Consider the following 15,242-nt stretch of genomic DNA (forward strand, 5'->3'; position numbering starts at 1 on the left):
ATGAGGAAATATCTGTTTGCCGCCGCCATGATCACCGCCGTCGCGACGCCCGCGTTCGCTGATGAAGTCGGCGTTCACGTCGGCCCGGTCGGCGCCGGCGTGACGGTCGGTCAGTCCCACGAGTATCGTGAGCGGGATCGCGATCGCGACCGCACCACCGTCATCAGGGAGCGCGAGCCCTCTGACCGCACCACGGTGATCAAGAAGCAGGATGAATTCGGCAATCGCAGCAAGACCGTAATTCATCACGACAACGACTGAGGGCGCAGGGCCCCGGCGGAGCGTCGGGGCCCGCCTTTCGCATGCAGTCCGTTCATCGAACATTCGGGGTGGAATGAAGATACACACGCATGCGGAAAGCCATGTCGTCGAACTCGACGACGGATCGCAATGGCAGATCTTTCCCGGCGATCTCGCGACCACGCTGAGTTGGAAGCCCGAGACCGAGTTGCACCTCGAGCAAAGCGCCGACCGGGTGAGCTCGCATGTGCTGGTGAATGCTACCGACAACAGCCGCGTACGGGTGATCGCGGCGGACGAGACCTGGGTCGACGGTGAGGTTAAGAAACTGTTGAAGGGCGGGTAGTCGGCTCGCGCGCTTCGCGATATCCTTGACTTTAGGCCTGTCGTTTTACGGTCGGTTCGCTTCCGTCCGCGCAGGATGCGGCATGCGGGAGCTTTTCGACATCATCCGTGCCAATCCTTGGCCCTTCGGCGCCGGGCTCTTCGTCGTCGTTCTGATGATCATCGCCGAGAACTTTGGCCGCGGTATTCACGGCGGCGACGGCGGTGCGGGTGGCGATTTCTCGGATGCCGGCGGCTGTGACGGAGGAGACGGCGACTAGACCACACCTAGTCCCCCTGCAACTCCGTCGCGACGTTGGCGAGCCAGCGGCGAATGCTCGCCTCGGCCTTGGCGTCGAGGCCGCCAGCCAGACGCTTCTCCAGCGCCATCACCCGTTCCCGGCACGCCTTCAACAGCGTTACCCCGCGCGGCGTCAGCGTCCATTGCTGGATGCGGCCATGGACGGGATGAGGCGTCATCAGAATCGCGCCGTCGCGTTCGAGGTTGCGGATGATGACCCCGACCGTCTGCGGCGTGAGGAAGGTGAGGCGGGCGACATCGGCGCCTGATAGTCCGGGATAGGCATTCAGCATCGTCAGCACCGCGAATTGCGGCGAGGTCACGCCGAGATCGGCGAGCGTCCGCTCGGTCGTCAGACGGACTGCGGCGTGAGCCTGGCGCAAGAGATAGCCGAGATAGCCCTGCTCGCCGCGCTTGCCTTCGCCGGCAGCGGGAACACGCACCGCCGCGTCGCCGGCAGGTTCGGGCATCGTGCGGGTTTTCGATCTGGTGACGGCATCGGTCTTGCGTGACATGTCAGAGCTCTTATAATATGTAAGTACACTTATAATAAGACGAGGTGAACCGCAATGTCACATGCCCGTAGCGAATACGAGGATTTCAAGAAGATCGCACCCGACGTCTATGATCTGGTGCTGGCGCTCGGTCAGCTTGCGACCAAGGCCGGCCTCGACAAGCAGCTCATCGAGCTCGTCAAGCTGCGCGCCTCGCAGATCAACGGCTGCGCCTTCTGCGTGCAGCATCATGTCCTGCTGTCGGAGCGGATCGGCGTTCCCGTCGACAAGCTCCATTTGGTCGCGGTCTGGCGCGAGGCGCCGATCTTTTCGCCGCGCGAGCGTGCCGCGCTGGCATGGGGCGAGGCGCTGACCGTCCTGCCCGACGGCGTTAGCGAGGACGTCTATGCCGAAGCTGCCCGGGAGTTTTCCGAGACGGAGCTGATGTATCTGACCTCGGCGGTCGCCTCGATCAACGTCTGGAACCGCTTCGGGGCTGCGTTTCGCTGGACGCCGGCGCCGCGGCCGGTGGCCGCGAATGCTGCGGCATCCTGATCGGCACAAAGGGAGGTTATGATGACAGCAATGAGTTTATCTGCCGTACGGTTGCCGGCACCGTCACGTTCGACGGCGCTCGCCGTCGTCGGAGGGATTGCATGCGCAATTGCGATCGGCAAGGCGCTGCCGGTGTCGATGGATGCCGTCTCCGGCGTGCTCGCGCCGCTCTGCGCCACAGCGGCGGAGACCTCGCCGCTCGACAAGGTTGAACCGATCGGCTCCTACGCATTGCCAAACGTGCCGGGCAAGCGCGTCACCATCGTGCGCGTGACCTATGGTCCGGGCGGGTTTTCACGACCGCATCGTCACGCAGGATCCGTGACCGCCTACATCACCAAGGGCGAGATCCGTTCCCAGCTCGGCGGCGGTCCTGTCGAGACGTTTGGCGTCGGCCAGTCCTTCTTCGAACCGCCGGGCTCAACGCATCTGGTCTCGGCCAATGCCAGCGTGACGGAGCCCGCGGAATTGATCGCGGTGTTCGTGGCGGACGAGGGCGCGCAGCTCACGACGTTCTTGGAGTAGAGTGCGGCTAGGAAGCGCGATCCCGCGATCGCCTCAGCCGTTTCCATGCCGGAGAGAGGCCGTATTGGACTGCCGGAATCGCAACGGCGCCGACAAGCAGTCCAAGCAGGCCTGAGATGGCTGCCTCGACCGACCATTCGATGATGCCGGCAACGGATGGAAGGGCGTGCGCGGCCGCCTCGGTTGCGGCATGGACCGTGCGGCCGACCACGGGCGGGCCGTATTTTTCGATGCCGTGCAGGATGATGCCGCCGCCAACCCAGATCATGGCGGCAGTGCCGATGGTGCTCAGCACCGCCAGGAAGGTGGGCATACCGCGGACGAGTGCGCGTCCAAGCGAGCGGATTGCGGCGCCAATGACTGAGGCGCCGTCGTAGCCCGCAAGGGCCACGCCGGCATCGTCCGCCTTCACGATCAGGGCCACCACGCCGTAGACCCCGACCGTGATACCGAAGCCGACCAGTGCCAGCACCAGCGCCTGCATCCAGATGCTGCCCGCCGGGAGGGCCGCCAGCGTGATCGCCATGATCTCCGCCGACAGGATGAAATCCGTCTTGATGGCGCTCGCGACCTTCTCGTCCTCGATCGACCGGGCATTCAGCGCGATCGGCTCAAGCTGGGCTTCGTGGTGGTGCGCATGATGCGGCATCACGGCTTCGAGCACCTTCTCGGTACCCTCGTAGCAGAGAAAGGCTCCGCCAAGCATGAGCAGCGGCGTCACCGCGCTGGGAAGGAAATAACCAAGCAGCAGGGCAGCGGGAAGCAAAATCAGCAATTTGTTGCGCAGCGATCCGACCGCAATCTTGCCGACGATCGGCAGTTCGCGCTTCGAGGCAAAACCGATGACGTAGTTCGGCGTGACGGCCGCGTCGTCGATGACCACGCCAGCCGCCTTTGCGCCTGCTTTGGCCGCCTGGCTCGCTACATCGTCGAGCGAGGCGGCTGCCACCTTTGCAATCGCCGCGATATCGTCGAGAAGACCGATCAGTCCGACACTCATCACCCCGATCCCTGTTTTTGTTTGAGCCGGCGGTGCGCGCGACGACACGCTCTTGCACCGCCCTTCATTGGAGCGAGGAAGCCCTCAATTCTCCTCGCCGCTCGATCCCTCGCGCAGATCCGGCTTGATGACGTCGTCCGGCAGCGCATGGGCGACCGGCTGCGACGTGATCGCGATCTCCGGGCCGACCTCGCGGCCGCGGGCGTGGATCAGGCGTTCGTAGGCGGAGACCAGGGTGATGTAGGGGCTGACCCAGATCCAGCCGTCGCGTGTGAACACCTGCACGTCGAAATGCAGATGCATCGAGGTGCCGGCGGGATGGTCGAGATAATTCGAGATCACACCGATCTTCTCGCCTTCAGTGACGATGCGGCCATTGAGCACGCCATCGGCGTTCATTGCGTGCGGATTCATGTGCATGTAGCGGAAGCGGATGTGCTCGGTGCGGCTGTTGACTTGAAGCGTCGCGGCCTGGTCCTTGGACGCGCGGATCACGATGGCATCGCGCACGGCGACGACGCCGCGCTGCTTGGGATCGCAGGGCTCGCGGCCTTCGCCGGGCGGCGGGCAGTCGGCGGCGCGGATGTCCTCGCCCTGATGGCCGTAACCGCCCGCGCATTGCCAGACCTCGAAACTGCGGGACTCGCAGAAATTGTCGCGCCAGGGATAGGCGGTCGTGCTCTCCATCTTGTCCCGCTTGGCATAGGATTGCGAGCGGACGAAGGCGGGCGTCTTTTCGAGCGGAAAGCGGATTTGTGCATAGGCCATTGCGTCGGGATGGCCGCCCTGCTTGCGGTAGCCGGTGTTCGGGATGATATCGCCGCTCGGCCGGTAGCTGAAATCCGGCGAACGGCCCGCCGGACGATCGAGGATGTTTGAGGCGATGTCCGTCAACGGCCGCATGCGCTGGCCGCCGGCGACGCGCAGGGCCTTCAGGAAGCGCTCGGCGACCGGATAGGCTTCCTTGCAGGCCAGCCGCCGCGGCTTGGCGACGCTGTCGAGGCACTGGATCGACACCACATAGGCGACGCCGAAACGGGTGAAAGCGTAGCGTACATAGCCTTCCCGGATGAACCTGCGCAGGTCCGGGTAGAGCGCTGTGAGCGGTTTGATCTGCTCGCCCTTGCCGCCTGAGGGATCGGCGATGTCGTAGACGAGCGCCGAGCCCGTGATCTGCACTTCGACCGGCCTTGTGAACACCCGGCTCGGCATGCCCTCACCGGTGCCGGGCTCAAGCGAGAAGGTCGCGCTGTAACCGGCGGGGCCGGCATCGAACATGTCGACGGGATTGAAGTCCGCCTGATAGCGCGACAGCGCGAGCGTCGCCGGCGCGCTGCTGCGTTGCGCCTCGAGGTAAGCGGCGGCGTCGAACGGCAGCAGCACCGGCACGGGACTGCGGGTGATGCCGGTGAAGAATCGCGAGGAAACCGCGTTGAGCTGCACCAGGGCGGGCATCGCGCGCGGATCGTAGCGCGGCACCGAGCGGCGAGGTGCGAAGATGAAATCGTCCGCGACGCGGGGGCGGCTGTTGATCTCGGTGCGGAGTTGGTCGAGCGCTGCGCGCCAGTCGACGCGCAGGGCCGTGAGCGAGGGGCTGCGGAATTCATCCGCAGCGAGCGGAGCGGCAATGAGGAGCGAAAGCGACGCCAAAAGAAGCGAGACGAAGCGGAAACCCTTCCCAACCACTGTCTCGCCCCCCGGCGGCACCTGCGATCGCTCTGTTCCCCGTCAGTCCTTGGCGCGTTCGGAGTAGGAGCCGTCCTCGGTCATGACCACGATGCGGGTACCGACCGCGATGTGCGGCGGCACGGTGGTGCGCACGCCGTTGGAAAGCACCGCCGGCTTGTAGGAGGACGAGGCGGTCTGGCCCTTGGTCACCGGCTCGGTTTCGACCACTTCCAGCGTCACGCGCTGCGGCAGCGCGAGCGAGACCACGTTGACGTCGTGGGTCGACAGCTTGACGGTCATGTCCGGCTGAAGATACGAGGCCGCGTCGCCGACGACGTCCTTGGAGACTTGGACCTGGTCGTAGGTCTCCGGGTTCATGAAGTGGAAGCCGTCGCCATCTTCGTACAGAAACGTGTAGTTGCGCTCTTCAATGGTGGCCTTTTCGACCTGGTCGGTGGTCTTGTAGCGCTCGGAGATCTTTACCCCGTCCGAGATTCGGCGCATTTCGATCTGGCTGACCGGGGTGCCCTTGCCGGGGTGGATGTTTTCGGCGCTGACGACGACATAGAGCTTGCCGTCTTGCTCGATCACGTTGCCTTTGCGAATAGAACTGGCGATGACTCTCAAAGCTATATTTCCTGCTTGCTTGGCCCGGCACCGGCCAGGACGTGATCAATTCGATGGGGGACTTGGGGCCTCAAATCGGACCTCGGCGCCCGTTTCGGGCCGCAACATACTGATTTTGCCGTTAGATGCCAGCGTTTTGCTCGGGTCTGGGGTGGTCGGGTAATGGCTGGGGACAAGCCCATCTCACCGTTCTGGTCGCCCGGGCGGCACCTCGACCGTCGGCCGTTCCTCCAGGCCAGGGGGGCCATTACCGGGTCTGTACGGGGCTTTTTCGCCGAGCAGGGGTTCGTGGAGGTCGAAACCTCCGTTCTCCAGGTCTCACCGGGCAATGAGACCCATCTGCACGCCCCCCGGACCGAGATCGTGCGGCCGAACGGCAGCCGAGCCCTCCGGTATCTGCGGACTTCGCCCGAATTCGCCTGCAAGAAGCTGCTGGCGGCGGGCGAGACGCGGATTTTCGAGCTCGCCCGGGTGTTCCGGGACCGCGAACGCGGCGACCTGCATCTGCCCGAATTCACCATGCTGGAATGGTATCGGGCTGGCGCCTCCTATGACGCCATCATGGCCGATTGCGTCGTCGTCATCGCCCGTGCGGCGCAGGCGACCGGAATCGGCACCTTCTCGTTCCGGGGCCGGACCGCCGATCCCTTCGCCGAGCCCGAGCTCCTGACGGTCGCGGGCGCCTTCGAACGGTTCGCCGGCATCGACCTGCTGTCGACAATCAGGGACGGCGAGGGTAACCGTGCCGCGTTGGCCGAGGCGGCCAGTGGCAAGGTCCGTGTGGCCGAGGACGACACCTGGTCAGACATCTTCAGCAAGGTGCTGGTCGAGCATGTCGAGCCGTATCTGGGGCAGGGGCGTTTGACCATTTTGTTCGAATACCCATCTCCAGAGGCGGCGCTGGCGCGGGTGAAGACGGACGATCCCAGGGTTGCCGAGCGGTTCGAGGTCTACGCCTGCGGCGTCGAGCTCGCCAACGGCTTTGGGGAACTGACCGATGCCGAGGAGCAGCGAAAGCGCTTCACGGAATCGATGACGGAGAAGCAGCGCCGCTACGGCGAAGCCTATCCGCTCGACGAGGATTTTCTGGCTGCGGTCGCCGCAATGCCGGAGGCGAGCGGCGTCGCGCTCGGCTTCGACCGGCTGGTGATGCTGGCAAGCGGCGCATCGCGGATCGATCAGGTGGTTTGGACGCCACCTGCAAATGAAGCGTCTAGTGAGACATGATGAAAACGAACCTTGCACGCACTCTGCGCGAGCCGGCTGAGCTCGTCGCCGAAGGTCTGGCGCCCGCAGCAGCGCTGCCGGCGCTCGAACGCGTTGCCGCACGCTATGCGGTGGCGATCACGCCGGCGCTGGTTGAACTGATCGATCCGTCCGACCCCGACGATCCCATCGCACGGCAATTCGTTCCGAGCGCCGCGGAGCTTGAGATGCAGCCGGGCGAGGACTCCGATCCGATCGGCGATCATCCGCACTCGCCGGTATCAGGGATCGTGCACCGCTATCCCGATCGCGTGCTGTTCAAGCTCGTTCACGTCTGCGCGGTCTATTGCCGCTTCTGCTTCCGCCGCGAGATGGTGGGCCCGGGCAAGGAGAACGCGCTGTCGGAGACCGCCTATCGCGCGGCGATCGATTACATCCGCTCGCATCACGAGATCTGGGAAGTGATCCTGACCGGTGGCGATCCGCTGATGCTGTCGCCGCGCCGGATGGGCGAGATCATGGCCGAACTCGCGGCAATCGATCACGTCAAGATCATCCGCCTTCACACCCGCGTGCCCGTGGCCGATCCCGCGCGCATCAGCGACGAGTTGGTTGCGGCGCTCAAGGTCGAGGGCGCGACCACCTGGGTGGCGCTGCATGCCAACCATGCGCGCGAACTGACGGGACCGGTGCGCGCCGCCTGCGCGCGGCTCGTCGATTCCGGAATTCCCCTGGTCAGCCAGACCGTGCTGTTGCGCGGGGTCAATGACAACATCGCCGCTCTGTCGGATTTGATGCGAGCTTTCGTCGAATGCCGGATCAAGCCCTACTATCTGCATCACGGCGACCTCGCGCCGGGCACCGCGCATCTTCGCGCGACCCTTGCCGAAGGACAGGATTTGATGCGGCAGTTGCGCGGGCGGGTGTCAGGGCTTTGTCAGCCGGACTATGTCATCGACATTCCCGGCGGCGCCGGCAAATCCCCGGTGGGGCCGAGCTACGTCCTGGCGCCGCAAAATACCGCACCCCATGCGGGTGATGCGGAAGCCGAAACGCGCTATCGTATCGTGGACTATTGCGGTGACGTTCATCTCTATCCGCCCGAGACGTGAGCGGTGTTGGAGAGCGCGCCGGTTCGAGAACGGAGAAGCAAGAATGAAGAAGATCATGGTGGCAGCATCGCTCGTGGTCTTGCTTGGCGGCGCAGCGGCAGCACAGACCGGCGGTTCCAAGGGATCGACATCCGGCGGCAGCGGCGGAACCTCTGGGGTGTTGCCGGCGCCGGTCGGTCACCGCCAGCCGCGCGCGGCTGACGTGCCGAGCGAGAAGAATTTGAGCAATCCGAACACCCCTGCGAACAAGGAAGACGCGGAGCTCGATCGGAAGATCAAGAGCATCTGCCGCGGCTGCTGATCCTTTCACCTCTCCCCCGTTGGGGAGAGGTGAGGAGAGCGAATGCGAGTTCGCTCTGAGCTAGGCCGAGCGCTCCTGCAGTCCGGCACGCCGGGCGTTGCGGCGGATTTCCACCGCGTCGGCGAGCTGCTCGAGCGCGGTCGCCGTAGTCGGCCAATCGATGCAGCCGTCGGTGATGCTCTGGCCGTAGGTGAGCGGCTTGCCCGGCACGACGTCCTGACGGCCGGCAACGAGATTGCTCTCGATCATCACGCCCATGATGCGGCCTTCGCCGCCTGAGATCTGGCCGGCGATGTCGGCCGCCACCTGCGGCTGGTTCTCGGGCTTCTTGCTCGAATTGGCGTGGCTGGCATCCACCATCACCAGCGGTGCGACGCCGGATTTGGTCAGCTCGTTGCAAGCGGCCGCGACGCTTGCCGCATCATAGTTCGGCTTGCTGCCGCCACGCAGAATGATGTGGCAGTCCTCGTTGCCCGCGGTCGAGGCGATCGCCGAGCGGCCGAGCTTGGTCACCGCCATGAAGTGATGCGGATGCGAGGCCGACTTCACGGCGTCCGCCGCGATCCGCACATTGCCATCGGTGCCGTTCTTGAAGCCGACCGGGCACGACAGGCCCGAGGCCAGCTCGCGATGGATCTGGCTCTCGGTCGTGCGCGCACCGATCGCGGCCCAGGACACCAAATCGGCGATGTATTGCGGCGTCGTCATGTCGAGGAATTCGGTGCCGGCGGGCAGGCCGAGATTGTTCACTGCCGACAGCACGTTGCGCGCCAGCCGCAGGCCCTTGTTGATGTCGAAGCTGCCGTCCAGATCGGGATCGTTGATCAGGCCCTTCCAGCCGACGGTGGTGCGCGGCTTCTCGAAATAGACCCGCATCACGATTTCGAGCTGGTCGGCGAGCTCTTCGCGCAAGCTTGCGAGGCGCTCGGCATATTCCAGCGCGGCCTTGGGGTCATGCACCGAGCAGGGGCCGACCACGACCAGCAGGCGGTCGTCCTGGCCATTGAGGATGGCGTGGATGGCGTTGCGCGCCGCCATCACCACGCGTGTCGCGGTGAGCGTGCGCGGGACTTCCCGCATCACCTCTTCCGGCGTGCTCAGCTCTTTCAATTCGCGGATACGAAGATCGTCGGTCGTGCTCAGCACGGCGGGCTCCTGTTGTTTAGAGAACCTGCCGGCCAAAAAAAAGCCGCCAGGTCTGGCGGCTTGTTCGGACGTTTGCTTCAATATTCAGATTGAGCGCGATCCTCCTGCCGCCAGCGAGCTGTCGTAGCTAAAGTACCAAAAATAGCTGGTGGCGACGGTGATCATGAAGGGGCATATAGCGCGCCATCGGCGGATTGTCACCCCCCGATCGGCGCGGCAGGTGACGAGGCAGGTCAGGTGTTGCTGTTGCGCGCCGCCAGCGCCAGGCCGATCAGGCTGGCGCCGCCGAACAGGAGGTTGATACCGACGAGGACGCCGATGGCCCATTCCGCCGAGCTCGGCAGTCCCGTGATCACCATGAAGGAGATCGCAATGTCGACGAGGCCCGAGATCAGCAGCCACGACCAGCGGCCGCTGAGTTCGCGGCGGTGCTCCAGTGCGTACATGATGGTGGCGACGCCCTCGGCCAGGAAGTAGGCGCCGACCACGATGGTCAGCGTCAGCACGGCCTGCATCGGCCGGGCCAGCAGCAGCATGCCGGCGAGCACGGCGAGCGCAGCCGAGATCAGCGACCACCAGAAGCCCGGCGTGCTGCGCGCCCAATAGGTCACGATCAGTCCGCCAATACCGCTGATCAGGAACATCCAGCCGAGGAAGATCGCGATTGCAAGACTTGCGAGCGGCGGCAGGATCAGCGCCGCGACGCCGAGAATTGCGAGCAGGATGCCCTCGAACAGGAAGGCCTTCCAGTGGGCCTTGACCGTCTGGCTCATCATGGATTGAAGCCGCGAAAAATCCTCGGGCGACGTCATCGGCAGGCTCCAGATCGAAAGGTCAGCGCTCAATCTAGTATGCGCGCAGCGCGCTCGCCATCCCGCGGCTCACCCACCGCCGGGCGCCGAGGAAAAACCCTCCGCGCTGGTGCGGATGCGGTTGCGGCCGAGAACATAGATCGCCGTTGTGACAATCAGAAGCGCCAGGCCGAGCAGGATCGAGACGAAACCGATCGGGATCAGGGCCAGCGTCAGATTGCGCTCGGGGTTGATGAGCCAGTGATGGATCGAGGTCAGCACGAAGGCGAGCCCGAGAAAGCCGACGCCGCCGCCGGCGAGCAGCAGCGCCCACATCCGGCGGAGCTGGCTGAGCCGCTCCCGCGCGACATCGGTCCGGGGGGCGTGGTGGCGGGCGACGCGCCGGACCAGGCGGATCGCGAAGGCGATCGAGCTGAAGCCGATCAAGAGGCTGGAGGCGCCGAGCCACATCCGCAGCGTCGGATCGAGGTCGGGCATTCTTTGCAGGGTCAGCAGCGGAAAGTCGAAGGCGGAATGCAGCGCAAGCGGGCCGGCCAGCATCAGGAGGCGGCTGGAGAGGCGGGCCCAGTCGCGATGGTGCCGGTTCGCCCCCAGCGCCGTGCCGGCGCGCGCGATCGTCAGGTAAGCGCCCGCGATGATGCCGAGCGCGCCGTGGAACGGCACGGTCAGCACGCTGCGCAAGGCGGCCAGCGAGCGCCACATCTCGGCGTGCTGGACCAGATAGGCGAGGTTCTCGTAAGCGGCGAAGCCGAGACCAACCGCGGCGCCATAGACCACGGTGTCCATCGGATTGGCAAAGGTCCGCCGCTTGGTCGAGGAGATCGCCACGATGGCGATCACCTTGACGGCTTCCTCAGGCAGCGCGACGCCGAAGATCGAATGCATCGCCAGCGCCGCCCAGGGGTCGTCGGGCGCGGCGACCATCTTGGCGAAGGGGGCGCGGGCGAGGCCCAGCAGCGAGATGCTGGCCGCGCCTAACAGGAACGCGGTCCAGACCTGGGCCGGCGGTCCCGGACGCTCCTCGGCGGCGATGACAAGCCACAGCATCAGCAGCGCCGGGGCGATGGCGGCCGTTCCGATGACGGTGGGCAATGCTTCAATCAGGTACATCGGCGCCGAAAATAGGTTCCCTTGATCCGCTTATCTACATTCACCGATGCGACCATGTGTCATGCGCTTGCTGTCGGCTCGCTTAACGAGTGCATTAGCTTCCGTTCATCTGCCGCGGCTCGTGACGGTGTAAAATACACGCGCAATCAATTGCATGACAGCACCTGTTCGTCATCCACAGTAACGATTGCCTCGACCGAGGTCGGGGCGCGATTGGCAAGTCAGATCAAGGAAGTGCGCAGGTTTCTTCGACTCACGGCGTAGCCGTGCGCCGGGCAGGCCAGCTAGCTGCGCTTCGTTGGGCCCTTGCGGGGCGGCGAGGCGATCCGGCGCGTCCGCGCCTGCTCCAGCTCCCAGAAGGCGCGAACGAGGCACGTGCCGAGGCAGAACACGATAAGCACCAGCAGGAAGGCCTGGTCGACGGCGGGGATGTGTATCATGGCGATGATAAAGCAACGCCCATGCCATGCGTTCCCGCACCGGCCGGCGCTTTCTGCCTTCAGTGCGTGGTGAACGGTGGCGGCGCCCCGGGAGCGACGTCGAAGGCGCCGAGATGGAATTCCTCGCCGAGGGATGTGTCGGCTTCGCCCGGTTGCGCCAGCAGCGTGAACGCGGCCTGCGGGTAGAGCTTCCAGATCTCCAGATCGCCGGCGGTGATGGTGAGCCAGCCGAACGTGTACATGTAGCGTCCAGGCTCAGTGACCCGGCCGACCCTGTCCCAAGTGATCTTGTCCACTGTAACTTTGTCGACTGCCATTCGGTCCCCCGATCGCAAGTCTGCAAATGACGCCCGGCCTGGAGGCACGGACGATCAAAAGCTGATCCCGCAATGGGGCCGCGATAGGGCGGCGATGCGGAGGCAAGACGGCCCGGCGGTGGCCGCTGCCTGCCGATTCAGCGCGCCGTCGAGGCCGCCTCTGCTTCGGCCGCCCGCTCCAGCTGACGGTGCGAGGCGTGGAAGACGTCGTGGACGAGACCGATCTTTTCCAGGCCCAGGATGATCAGGCCGTTGAGATCGATCTCCCACCAGGCGTGCGAGATGTAGGCGTCCCGCGGGAAGCGGTGATGGTTGTTGTGCAGACCCTCGCCGAAGGTGAGGATCGTGGTCACGAACTCGTTGGTCGAGGCGTCGTCGACCTCGAAGCGGCGATAGCCGTAGGCGTGGCAGACCGAGCCGGTGAGCTGGCTGGTGAGGATCAGCAGATAGGCGCGAAGCAGGCCGGAGAACAGCACGCAGCCGATCATGGCGTGCACGCCGCCGAATGTGTAGCCGATCACGCCGGGGATGAAGACTGCCGACATCCCGTACCAGACCCAGCGCGTGCGCACGAAGAACATCGCGATCGGATCGGCGAGGATGTCCTTGGCATAGTATTCGTTGTCGGTGGTGGCCTGGTCGAACACCCAGCTGCCCTGGGCGTGCAGGAAGCCCTTGAGCGCGCTGACATAGCGATTGCCGAAGCCGTCGAATTGCGGGCTGTGGGGATCGCCGACGTCATCGGCGTAGAGATGGTGGCGGCGGTGGTTGGCGACCCATTTGGCGATCGAGCCCTGCACAGCCATCTGGGCGATGGCGCAGAAGAAGACACGCATGATCGGGCCGGTACGGAAGCTGCGATGCACGAACAGGCGGTGCATGCCGGCACCGATGCCGAACGTCGTCAGCGCGAACATCCAGGCGAAGGTAAATAGTTCGACCTTGCCGACGCCTTGCGTCACGGCCCAGATGATGCCAGCGACCGCGCCGACATAGAGGATGCCGAGCAGGAGATAGCTCTCGCGCAGCTTGGCCTGGACCAGCGGCCCTTCGGTGACGACGCCGGGTGGAAGCTGCGGCTTCAGCGCGACGGGCGCGTTCGGCGCGATCTCTGCCGGGGCGAACTCGGCGTCGGCGATGGACATTCCGGGGCTTCCAATACTCGAGGCCCGCAGTGATTGCGGACGCACCGGGGCACACCCTATCGCGCAGGGGTCGCCATCTCCAGTCTTTAGTTAAGAAAGAGTTAAGATCGATCGGGCCGGCTTCAGGCCGACTGCAGCAAGGGCGTGCGGACGATCAGGCGGACGAGGTCGTCCCGCGACTGCTTTTCTGCGAATTTGACCGCAAACCCGTGCTCGAACTTGCGGATCACGCGCCCGACGCAGGCGCCGACCGCAAGCGGGGTTCCGAGCGGCGGATCGTATTCGCAGGAGATCGCGACGCCAGCCGTGGAGACGTCGATGATGAAGCACGGATGGCTGCTGCCGTTGGCGAGCGTCAGGAAGGTGTGCGAGACCTGCGGTACGAAACGCGCGTCGTTCCGCAGCTCCTGGACGCTGGCGTCCTTCTGCTTCTTCTCGAGCCAGGTCAGCTTTTCCGACATCCAGGCGCGCCGCGCCCGCGTCATGTCGAGCTCCATCAGGAAGCCCGACTTCAGCGTCGCGCTGATCGTGCACTGGAATTCGCCGAAATCCTGGAAGTAAGAGGTGAGGCGCTCGCCGACCTTGCCGACGACGGGCACGTCCACGATCATTCGGAAGGGCGAGACGCGCTTGGTGCGGCAGGCAAAGCTGCGCAGCTTGCCCTCGCAATCATACCAGCGGGGCAGCGAGTAGCTGCCGCTGACCGTGACGTCCACTGCACGCTGCCTGAGGAACTCTGCGACGGACATGAGGTGCCAATGATGTTCGGGATTGCTTCCGTAATTCCACGGTAGCTGTCAAATTCTAAGCAAATGATACCAGCGCAAAGGAGCAGGGGTAAATTTCCGGTAAATGCGCACTTCGTGCGCCCCGCAGAAAGCGCGGCATAAGGACCCGTTATGCCGCAGGCCGCCTCACAACATCGTCATCGAGGGCGCGGTGAAGCAACGATGCGCTGTGGCGCCTAGAGTGATCCGAACAGCACCAGCAAAGCCAGCGAGCCCATGGCCATCGCGAACTGGATCGTCATCCATATCAGGCCGTTCGGGCTGATCTGCAATCCCAACGGCGGCAACGCGCGCCGCATCGCCAGCGCCGTGGATGCTTCGACAATGGCGAGCAGGAGGGCGATGCCGGCGATGAAAGACCATGACTCGGTCGGAGGCATCCATGGCGCGAGCCAGGCCGGGACGGAGCCCTTCAAGGCGGCGAGCAACGCGAACCAGCCAAACCAGAATGCGGAGCGCTTGACGATGTCGGGGCCGATCGTTTCGGGCTCGAGGCGGATACCGATGGTTGCCAGCGCGGCTTCGATGCGCTCGCCGTCGGTTAGGACAACGAACGCGCCGAGATAGAGCGGAATGCGCGACTGGAAGAGCAGGGCGAGGATACCGAACAGGATAACGTGGCCGATGACGTCGCCGAGAATATCGCTGATTGCGTTCTTGGCGCTGCTGCCTGACGGCACGAGCGCCGCCGGCGCGGAATCTGCCTGACGCTGCGGAAGTGATCTGGCGCGCGCCATGTGCTCCAGCATTTTGGCGCGTCGGTCCGATGGATGCTGGTGGGGATGGCCCAGCCATGGCGGAAGGCCCGGCCACGCTGTGGATGCGCCGGACGAACCTTCAATCTCGGGGTTACACTGCGCCATGGGCCTGGACCGGTTCCAACTGACATTGGTCGGTAGCGGGCAGCGGGGAGGTTCACGCGAAGCGGCGGAAATTGCAGCCGGGCTGTCGTGGGGGCTCAGCGGCGCCATCTATCGCCGCCGCGTGCACTGGCGCTCCCTAGCGGAATCGAACCGCTCTCTCCACCGTGAAAGAGATAAGAACAGGTCCATTGGCGTCCACACTCCATCCAAATAGTCGAATTTAATCAACAGATACTGGCACATAGAACCATGCCCGTCCATTGACGTC

General features: G+C 64.7%; 20 protein-coding genes. 8 read left to right on the forward strand and 12 right to left on the reverse strand.

Features of this window, described 5'->3' with window-relative positions:
* From RAD10_RS18160 to RAD10_RS18170, 3 genes are all read left to right on the forward strand, one after another.
* Positions 1–261 carry a hypothetical protein gene (locus tag RAD10_RS18160; protein ID WP_461618913.1) on the forward strand — a complete coding sequence of 87 codons (261 nt, stop codon included), beginning with the start codon at positions 1–3 and terminating at the stop codon, positions 259–261.
* 73 nt (positions 262–334) lie between these two features.
* Entirely contained in the window at positions 335–586 is a 252-nt protein-coding gene (locus RAD10_RS18165; protein ID WP_461618624.1) for a hypothetical protein, read from the forward strand.
* An 82-nt stretch (positions 587–668) separates the two neighbouring features.
* Positions 669–845, forward strand: coding sequence for a hypothetical protein (locus tag RAD10_RS18170; RefSeq protein ID WP_461618625.1), 177 nt, complete (start codon positions 669–671; stop codon positions 843–845).
* A 7-nt stretch (positions 846–852) separates the two neighbouring features.
* Here the strand turns inward: RAD10_RS18170 and RAD10_RS18175 are convergent, their stop codons facing one another.
* Complete coding sequence (locus tag RAD10_RS18175; protein WP_461618626.1) at positions 853–1,380, reverse strand: MarR family winged helix-turn-helix transcriptional regulator; 528 nt, start codon at positions 1,378–1,380, stop codon at positions 853–855.
* A 54-nt stretch (positions 1,381–1,434) separates the two neighbouring features.
* On the opposite strand from RAD10_RS18175, the gene RAD10_RS18180 reads away from it, so the two are divergent.
* On the forward strand, positions 1,435–1,914 hold the full coding sequence (locus RAD10_RS18180) for a carboxymuconolactone decarboxylase family protein (RefSeq protein ID WP_461618627.1): 480 nt from the start codon (positions 1,435–1,437) through the stop codon (positions 1,912–1,914).
* Positions 1,915–1,935: 21 nt separating this feature from the next.
* A complete protein-coding gene (locus RAD10_RS18185; RefSeq protein WP_461618628.1) occupies positions 1,936–2,439 on the forward strand; it encodes a cupin domain-containing protein in 504 nt (167 codons plus the stop codon).
* Between the two features lie 7 nt (positions 2,440–2,446).
* On the opposite strand, the gene RAD10_RS18190 is transcribed toward RAD10_RS18185, so the two are convergent.
* The 3 genes from RAD10_RS18190 to efp all read right to left on the reverse strand — a co-directional run bounded on the left by RAD10_RS18190 (position 2,447) and on the right by efp (position 5,734).
* On the reverse strand, positions 2,447–3,439 hold the full coding sequence (locus RAD10_RS18190) for a DUF808 domain-containing protein (protein WP_461618629.1): 993 nt from the start codon (positions 3,437–3,439) through the stop codon (positions 2,447–2,449).
* Positions 3,440–3,523: 84 nt separating this feature from the next.
* The gene (locus tag RAD10_RS18195; RefSeq protein ID WP_461618630.1) at positions 3,524–5,146 is read right to left on the reverse strand and encodes a M23 family peptidase; all 1,623 of its coding nucleotides are present in this window, start codon (positions 5,144–5,146) and stop codon (positions 3,524–3,526) included.
* A 21-nt stretch (positions 5,147–5,167) separates the two neighbouring features.
* Complete coding sequence (gene efp, locus RAD10_RS18200; RefSeq protein WP_018323088.1) at positions 5,168–5,734, reverse strand: elongation factor P; 567 nt, start codon at positions 5,732–5,734, stop codon at positions 5,168–5,170.
* Positions 5,735–5,896: 162 nt separating this feature from the next.
* On the opposite strand from efp, the gene epmA reads away from it, so the two are divergent.
* Genes epmA through RAD10_RS18215 form a run of 3 tightly spaced genes read left to right on the forward strand, consistent with a single transcriptional unit; the run spans position 5,897 to position 8,353 of the window.
* The gene (epmA, locus tag RAD10_RS18205) at positions 5,897–6,961 is read left to right on the forward strand and encodes an EF-P lysine aminoacylase EpmA (protein WP_461618631.1); all 1,065 of its coding nucleotides are present in this window, start codon (positions 5,897–5,899) and stop codon (positions 6,959–6,961) included.
* Complete coding sequence (locus RAD10_RS18210) at positions 6,958–8,052, forward strand: lysine-2,3-aminomutase-like protein (RefSeq protein WP_461618632.1); 1,095 nt, start codon at positions 6,958–6,960, stop codon at positions 8,050–8,052. Before epmA ends, RAD10_RS18210 begins: the two co-directional genes overlap by 4 nt.
* A 43-nt stretch (positions 8,053–8,095) precedes the next feature.
* On the forward strand, positions 8,096–8,353 hold the full coding sequence (locus RAD10_RS18215; protein WP_461618633.1) for a hypothetical protein: 258 nt from the start codon (positions 8,096–8,098) through the stop codon (positions 8,351–8,353).
* Positions 8,354–8,413: 60 nt separating this feature from the next.
* Here RAD10_RS18215 and RAD10_RS18220 read toward each other — a convergent pair whose 3' ends face one another.
* From RAD10_RS18220 to RAD10_RS18255, 8 genes are all read right to left on the reverse strand, one after another.
* On the reverse strand, positions 8,414–9,499 hold the full coding sequence (locus tag RAD10_RS18220; protein ID WP_461618634.1) for a 3-deoxy-7-phosphoheptulonate synthase: 1,086 nt from the start codon (positions 9,497–9,499) through the stop codon (positions 8,414–8,416).
* Between the two features lie 233 nt (positions 9,500–9,732).
* On the reverse strand, positions 9,733–10,311 hold the full coding sequence (locus RAD10_RS18225) for an HdeD family acid-resistance protein (RefSeq protein WP_461618914.1): 579 nt from the start codon (positions 10,309–10,311) through the stop codon (positions 9,733–9,735).
* A gap of 69 nt (positions 10,312–10,380) precedes the next feature.
* On the reverse strand, positions 10,381–11,421 hold the full coding sequence (locus RAD10_RS18230; protein WP_179730542.1) for a PrsW family glutamic-type intramembrane protease: 1,041 nt from the start codon (positions 11,419–11,421) through the stop codon (positions 10,381–10,383).
* A 284-nt stretch (positions 11,422–11,705) separates the two neighbouring features.
* Complete coding sequence (locus RAD10_RS18235; protein WP_461618635.1) at positions 11,706–11,861, reverse strand: hypothetical protein; 156 nt, start codon at positions 11,859–11,861, stop codon at positions 11,706–11,708.
* A gap of 59 nt (positions 11,862–11,920) precedes the next feature.
* The gene (locus tag RAD10_RS18240) at positions 11,921–12,178 is read right to left on the reverse strand and encodes a hypothetical protein (RefSeq protein ID WP_165637347.1); all 258 of its coding nucleotides are present in this window, start codon (positions 12,176–12,178) and stop codon (positions 11,921–11,923) included.
* 137 nt (positions 12,179–12,315) lie between these two features.
* Complete coding sequence (locus RAD10_RS18245) at positions 12,316–13,323, reverse strand: acyl-CoA desaturase (RefSeq protein WP_461618636.1); 1,008 nt, start codon at positions 13,321–13,323, stop codon at positions 12,316–12,318.
* A 122-nt stretch (positions 13,324–13,445) separates the two neighbouring features.
* Complete coding sequence (locus tag RAD10_RS18250; RefSeq protein ID WP_038946697.1) at positions 13,446–14,072, reverse strand: PilZ domain-containing protein; 627 nt, start codon at positions 14,070–14,072, stop codon at positions 13,446–13,448.
* A gap of 215 nt (positions 14,073–14,287) precedes the next feature.
* Positions 14,288–15,082: a hypothetical protein gene (locus tag RAD10_RS18255; RefSeq protein ID WP_461618637.1), complete on the reverse strand. Its 795-nt coding sequence runs from the start codon at positions 15,080–15,082 to the stop codon at positions 14,288–14,290.
* Between the last annotated feature and the right edge of the window lie 160 nt (positions 15,083–15,242).

The sequence above is a fragment of the Bradyrhizobium sp. 23AC genome (genome assembly GCF_054863025.1).

What these genes read in the sequence shown, in the direction of transcription:
- RAD10_RS18245 (WP_461618636.1), bottom strand. Translation starts at nt 13,323, where the DNA reads ATGTCCATCGCCGACGCCGAGTTCGCCCCGGCAGAGATCGCGCCGAAC.
- RAD10_RS18180 (WP_461618627.1), top strand. Translation starts at nt 1,435, where the DNA reads ATGTCACATGCCCGTAGCGAATACGAGGATTTCAAGAAGATCGCACCC.
- RAD10_RS18210 (WP_461618632.1), top strand. Translation starts at nt 6,958, where the DNA reads ATGATGAAAACGAACCTTGCACGCACTCTGCGCGAGCCGGCTGAGCTC.
- RAD10_RS18160 (WP_461618913.1), top strand. Translation starts at nt 1, where the DNA reads ATGAGGAAATATCTGTTTGCCGCCGCCATGATCACCGCCGTCGCGACG.
- RAD10_RS18185 (WP_461618628.1), top strand. Translation starts at nt 1,936, where the DNA reads ATGACAGCAATGAGTTTATCTGCCGTACGGTTGCCGGCACCGTCACGT.
- RAD10_RS18255 (WP_461618637.1), bottom strand. Translation starts at nt 15,082, where the DNA reads ATGGCGCCGCTGAGCCCCCACGACAGCCCGGCTGCAATTTCCGCCGCT.
- RAD10_RS18240 (WP_165637347.1), bottom strand. Translation starts at nt 12,178, where the DNA reads ATGGCAGTCGACAAAGTTACAGTGGACAAGATCACTTGGGACAGGGTC.
- RAD10_RS18170 (WP_461618625.1), top strand. Translation starts at nt 669, where the DNA reads ATGCGGGAGCTTTTCGACATCATCCGTGCCAATCCTTGGCCCTTCGGC.
- RAD10_RS18175 (WP_461618626.1), bottom strand. Translation starts at nt 1,380, where the DNA reads ATGTCACGCAAGACCGATGCCGTCACCAGATCGAAAACCCGCACGATG.
- RAD10_RS18230 (WP_179730542.1), bottom strand. Translation starts at nt 11,421, where the DNA reads ATGTACCTGATTGAAGCATTGCCCACCGTCATCGGAACGGCCGCCATC.
- RAD10_RS18165 (WP_461618624.1), top strand. Translation starts at nt 335, where the DNA reads ATGAAGATACACACGCATGCGGAAAGCCATGTCGTCGAACTCGACGAC.
- RAD10_RS18225 (WP_461618914.1), bottom strand. Translation starts at nt 10,311, where the DNA reads ATGACGTCGCCCGAGGATTTTTCGCGGCTTCAATCCATGATGAGCCAG.
- RAD10_RS18250 (WP_038946697.1), bottom strand. Translation starts at nt 14,072, where the DNA reads ATGTCCGTCGCAGAGTTCCTCAGGCAGCGTGCAGTGGACGTCACGGTC.
- epmA (WP_461618631.1), top strand. Translation starts at nt 5,897, where the DNA reads ATGGCTGGGGACAAGCCCATCTCACCGTTCTGGTCGCCCGGGCGGCAC.
- RAD10_RS18190 (WP_461618629.1), bottom strand. Translation starts at nt 3,439, where the DNA reads ATGAGTGTCGGACTGATCGGTCTTCTCGACGATATCGCGGCGATTGCA.
- RAD10_RS18235 (WP_461618635.1), bottom strand. Translation starts at nt 11,861, where the DNA reads ATGATACACATCCCCGCCGTCGACCAGGCCTTCCTGCTGGTGCTTATC.
- RAD10_RS18215 (WP_461618633.1), top strand. Translation starts at nt 8,096, where the DNA reads ATGAAGAAGATCATGGTGGCAGCATCGCTCGTGGTCTTGCTTGGCGGC.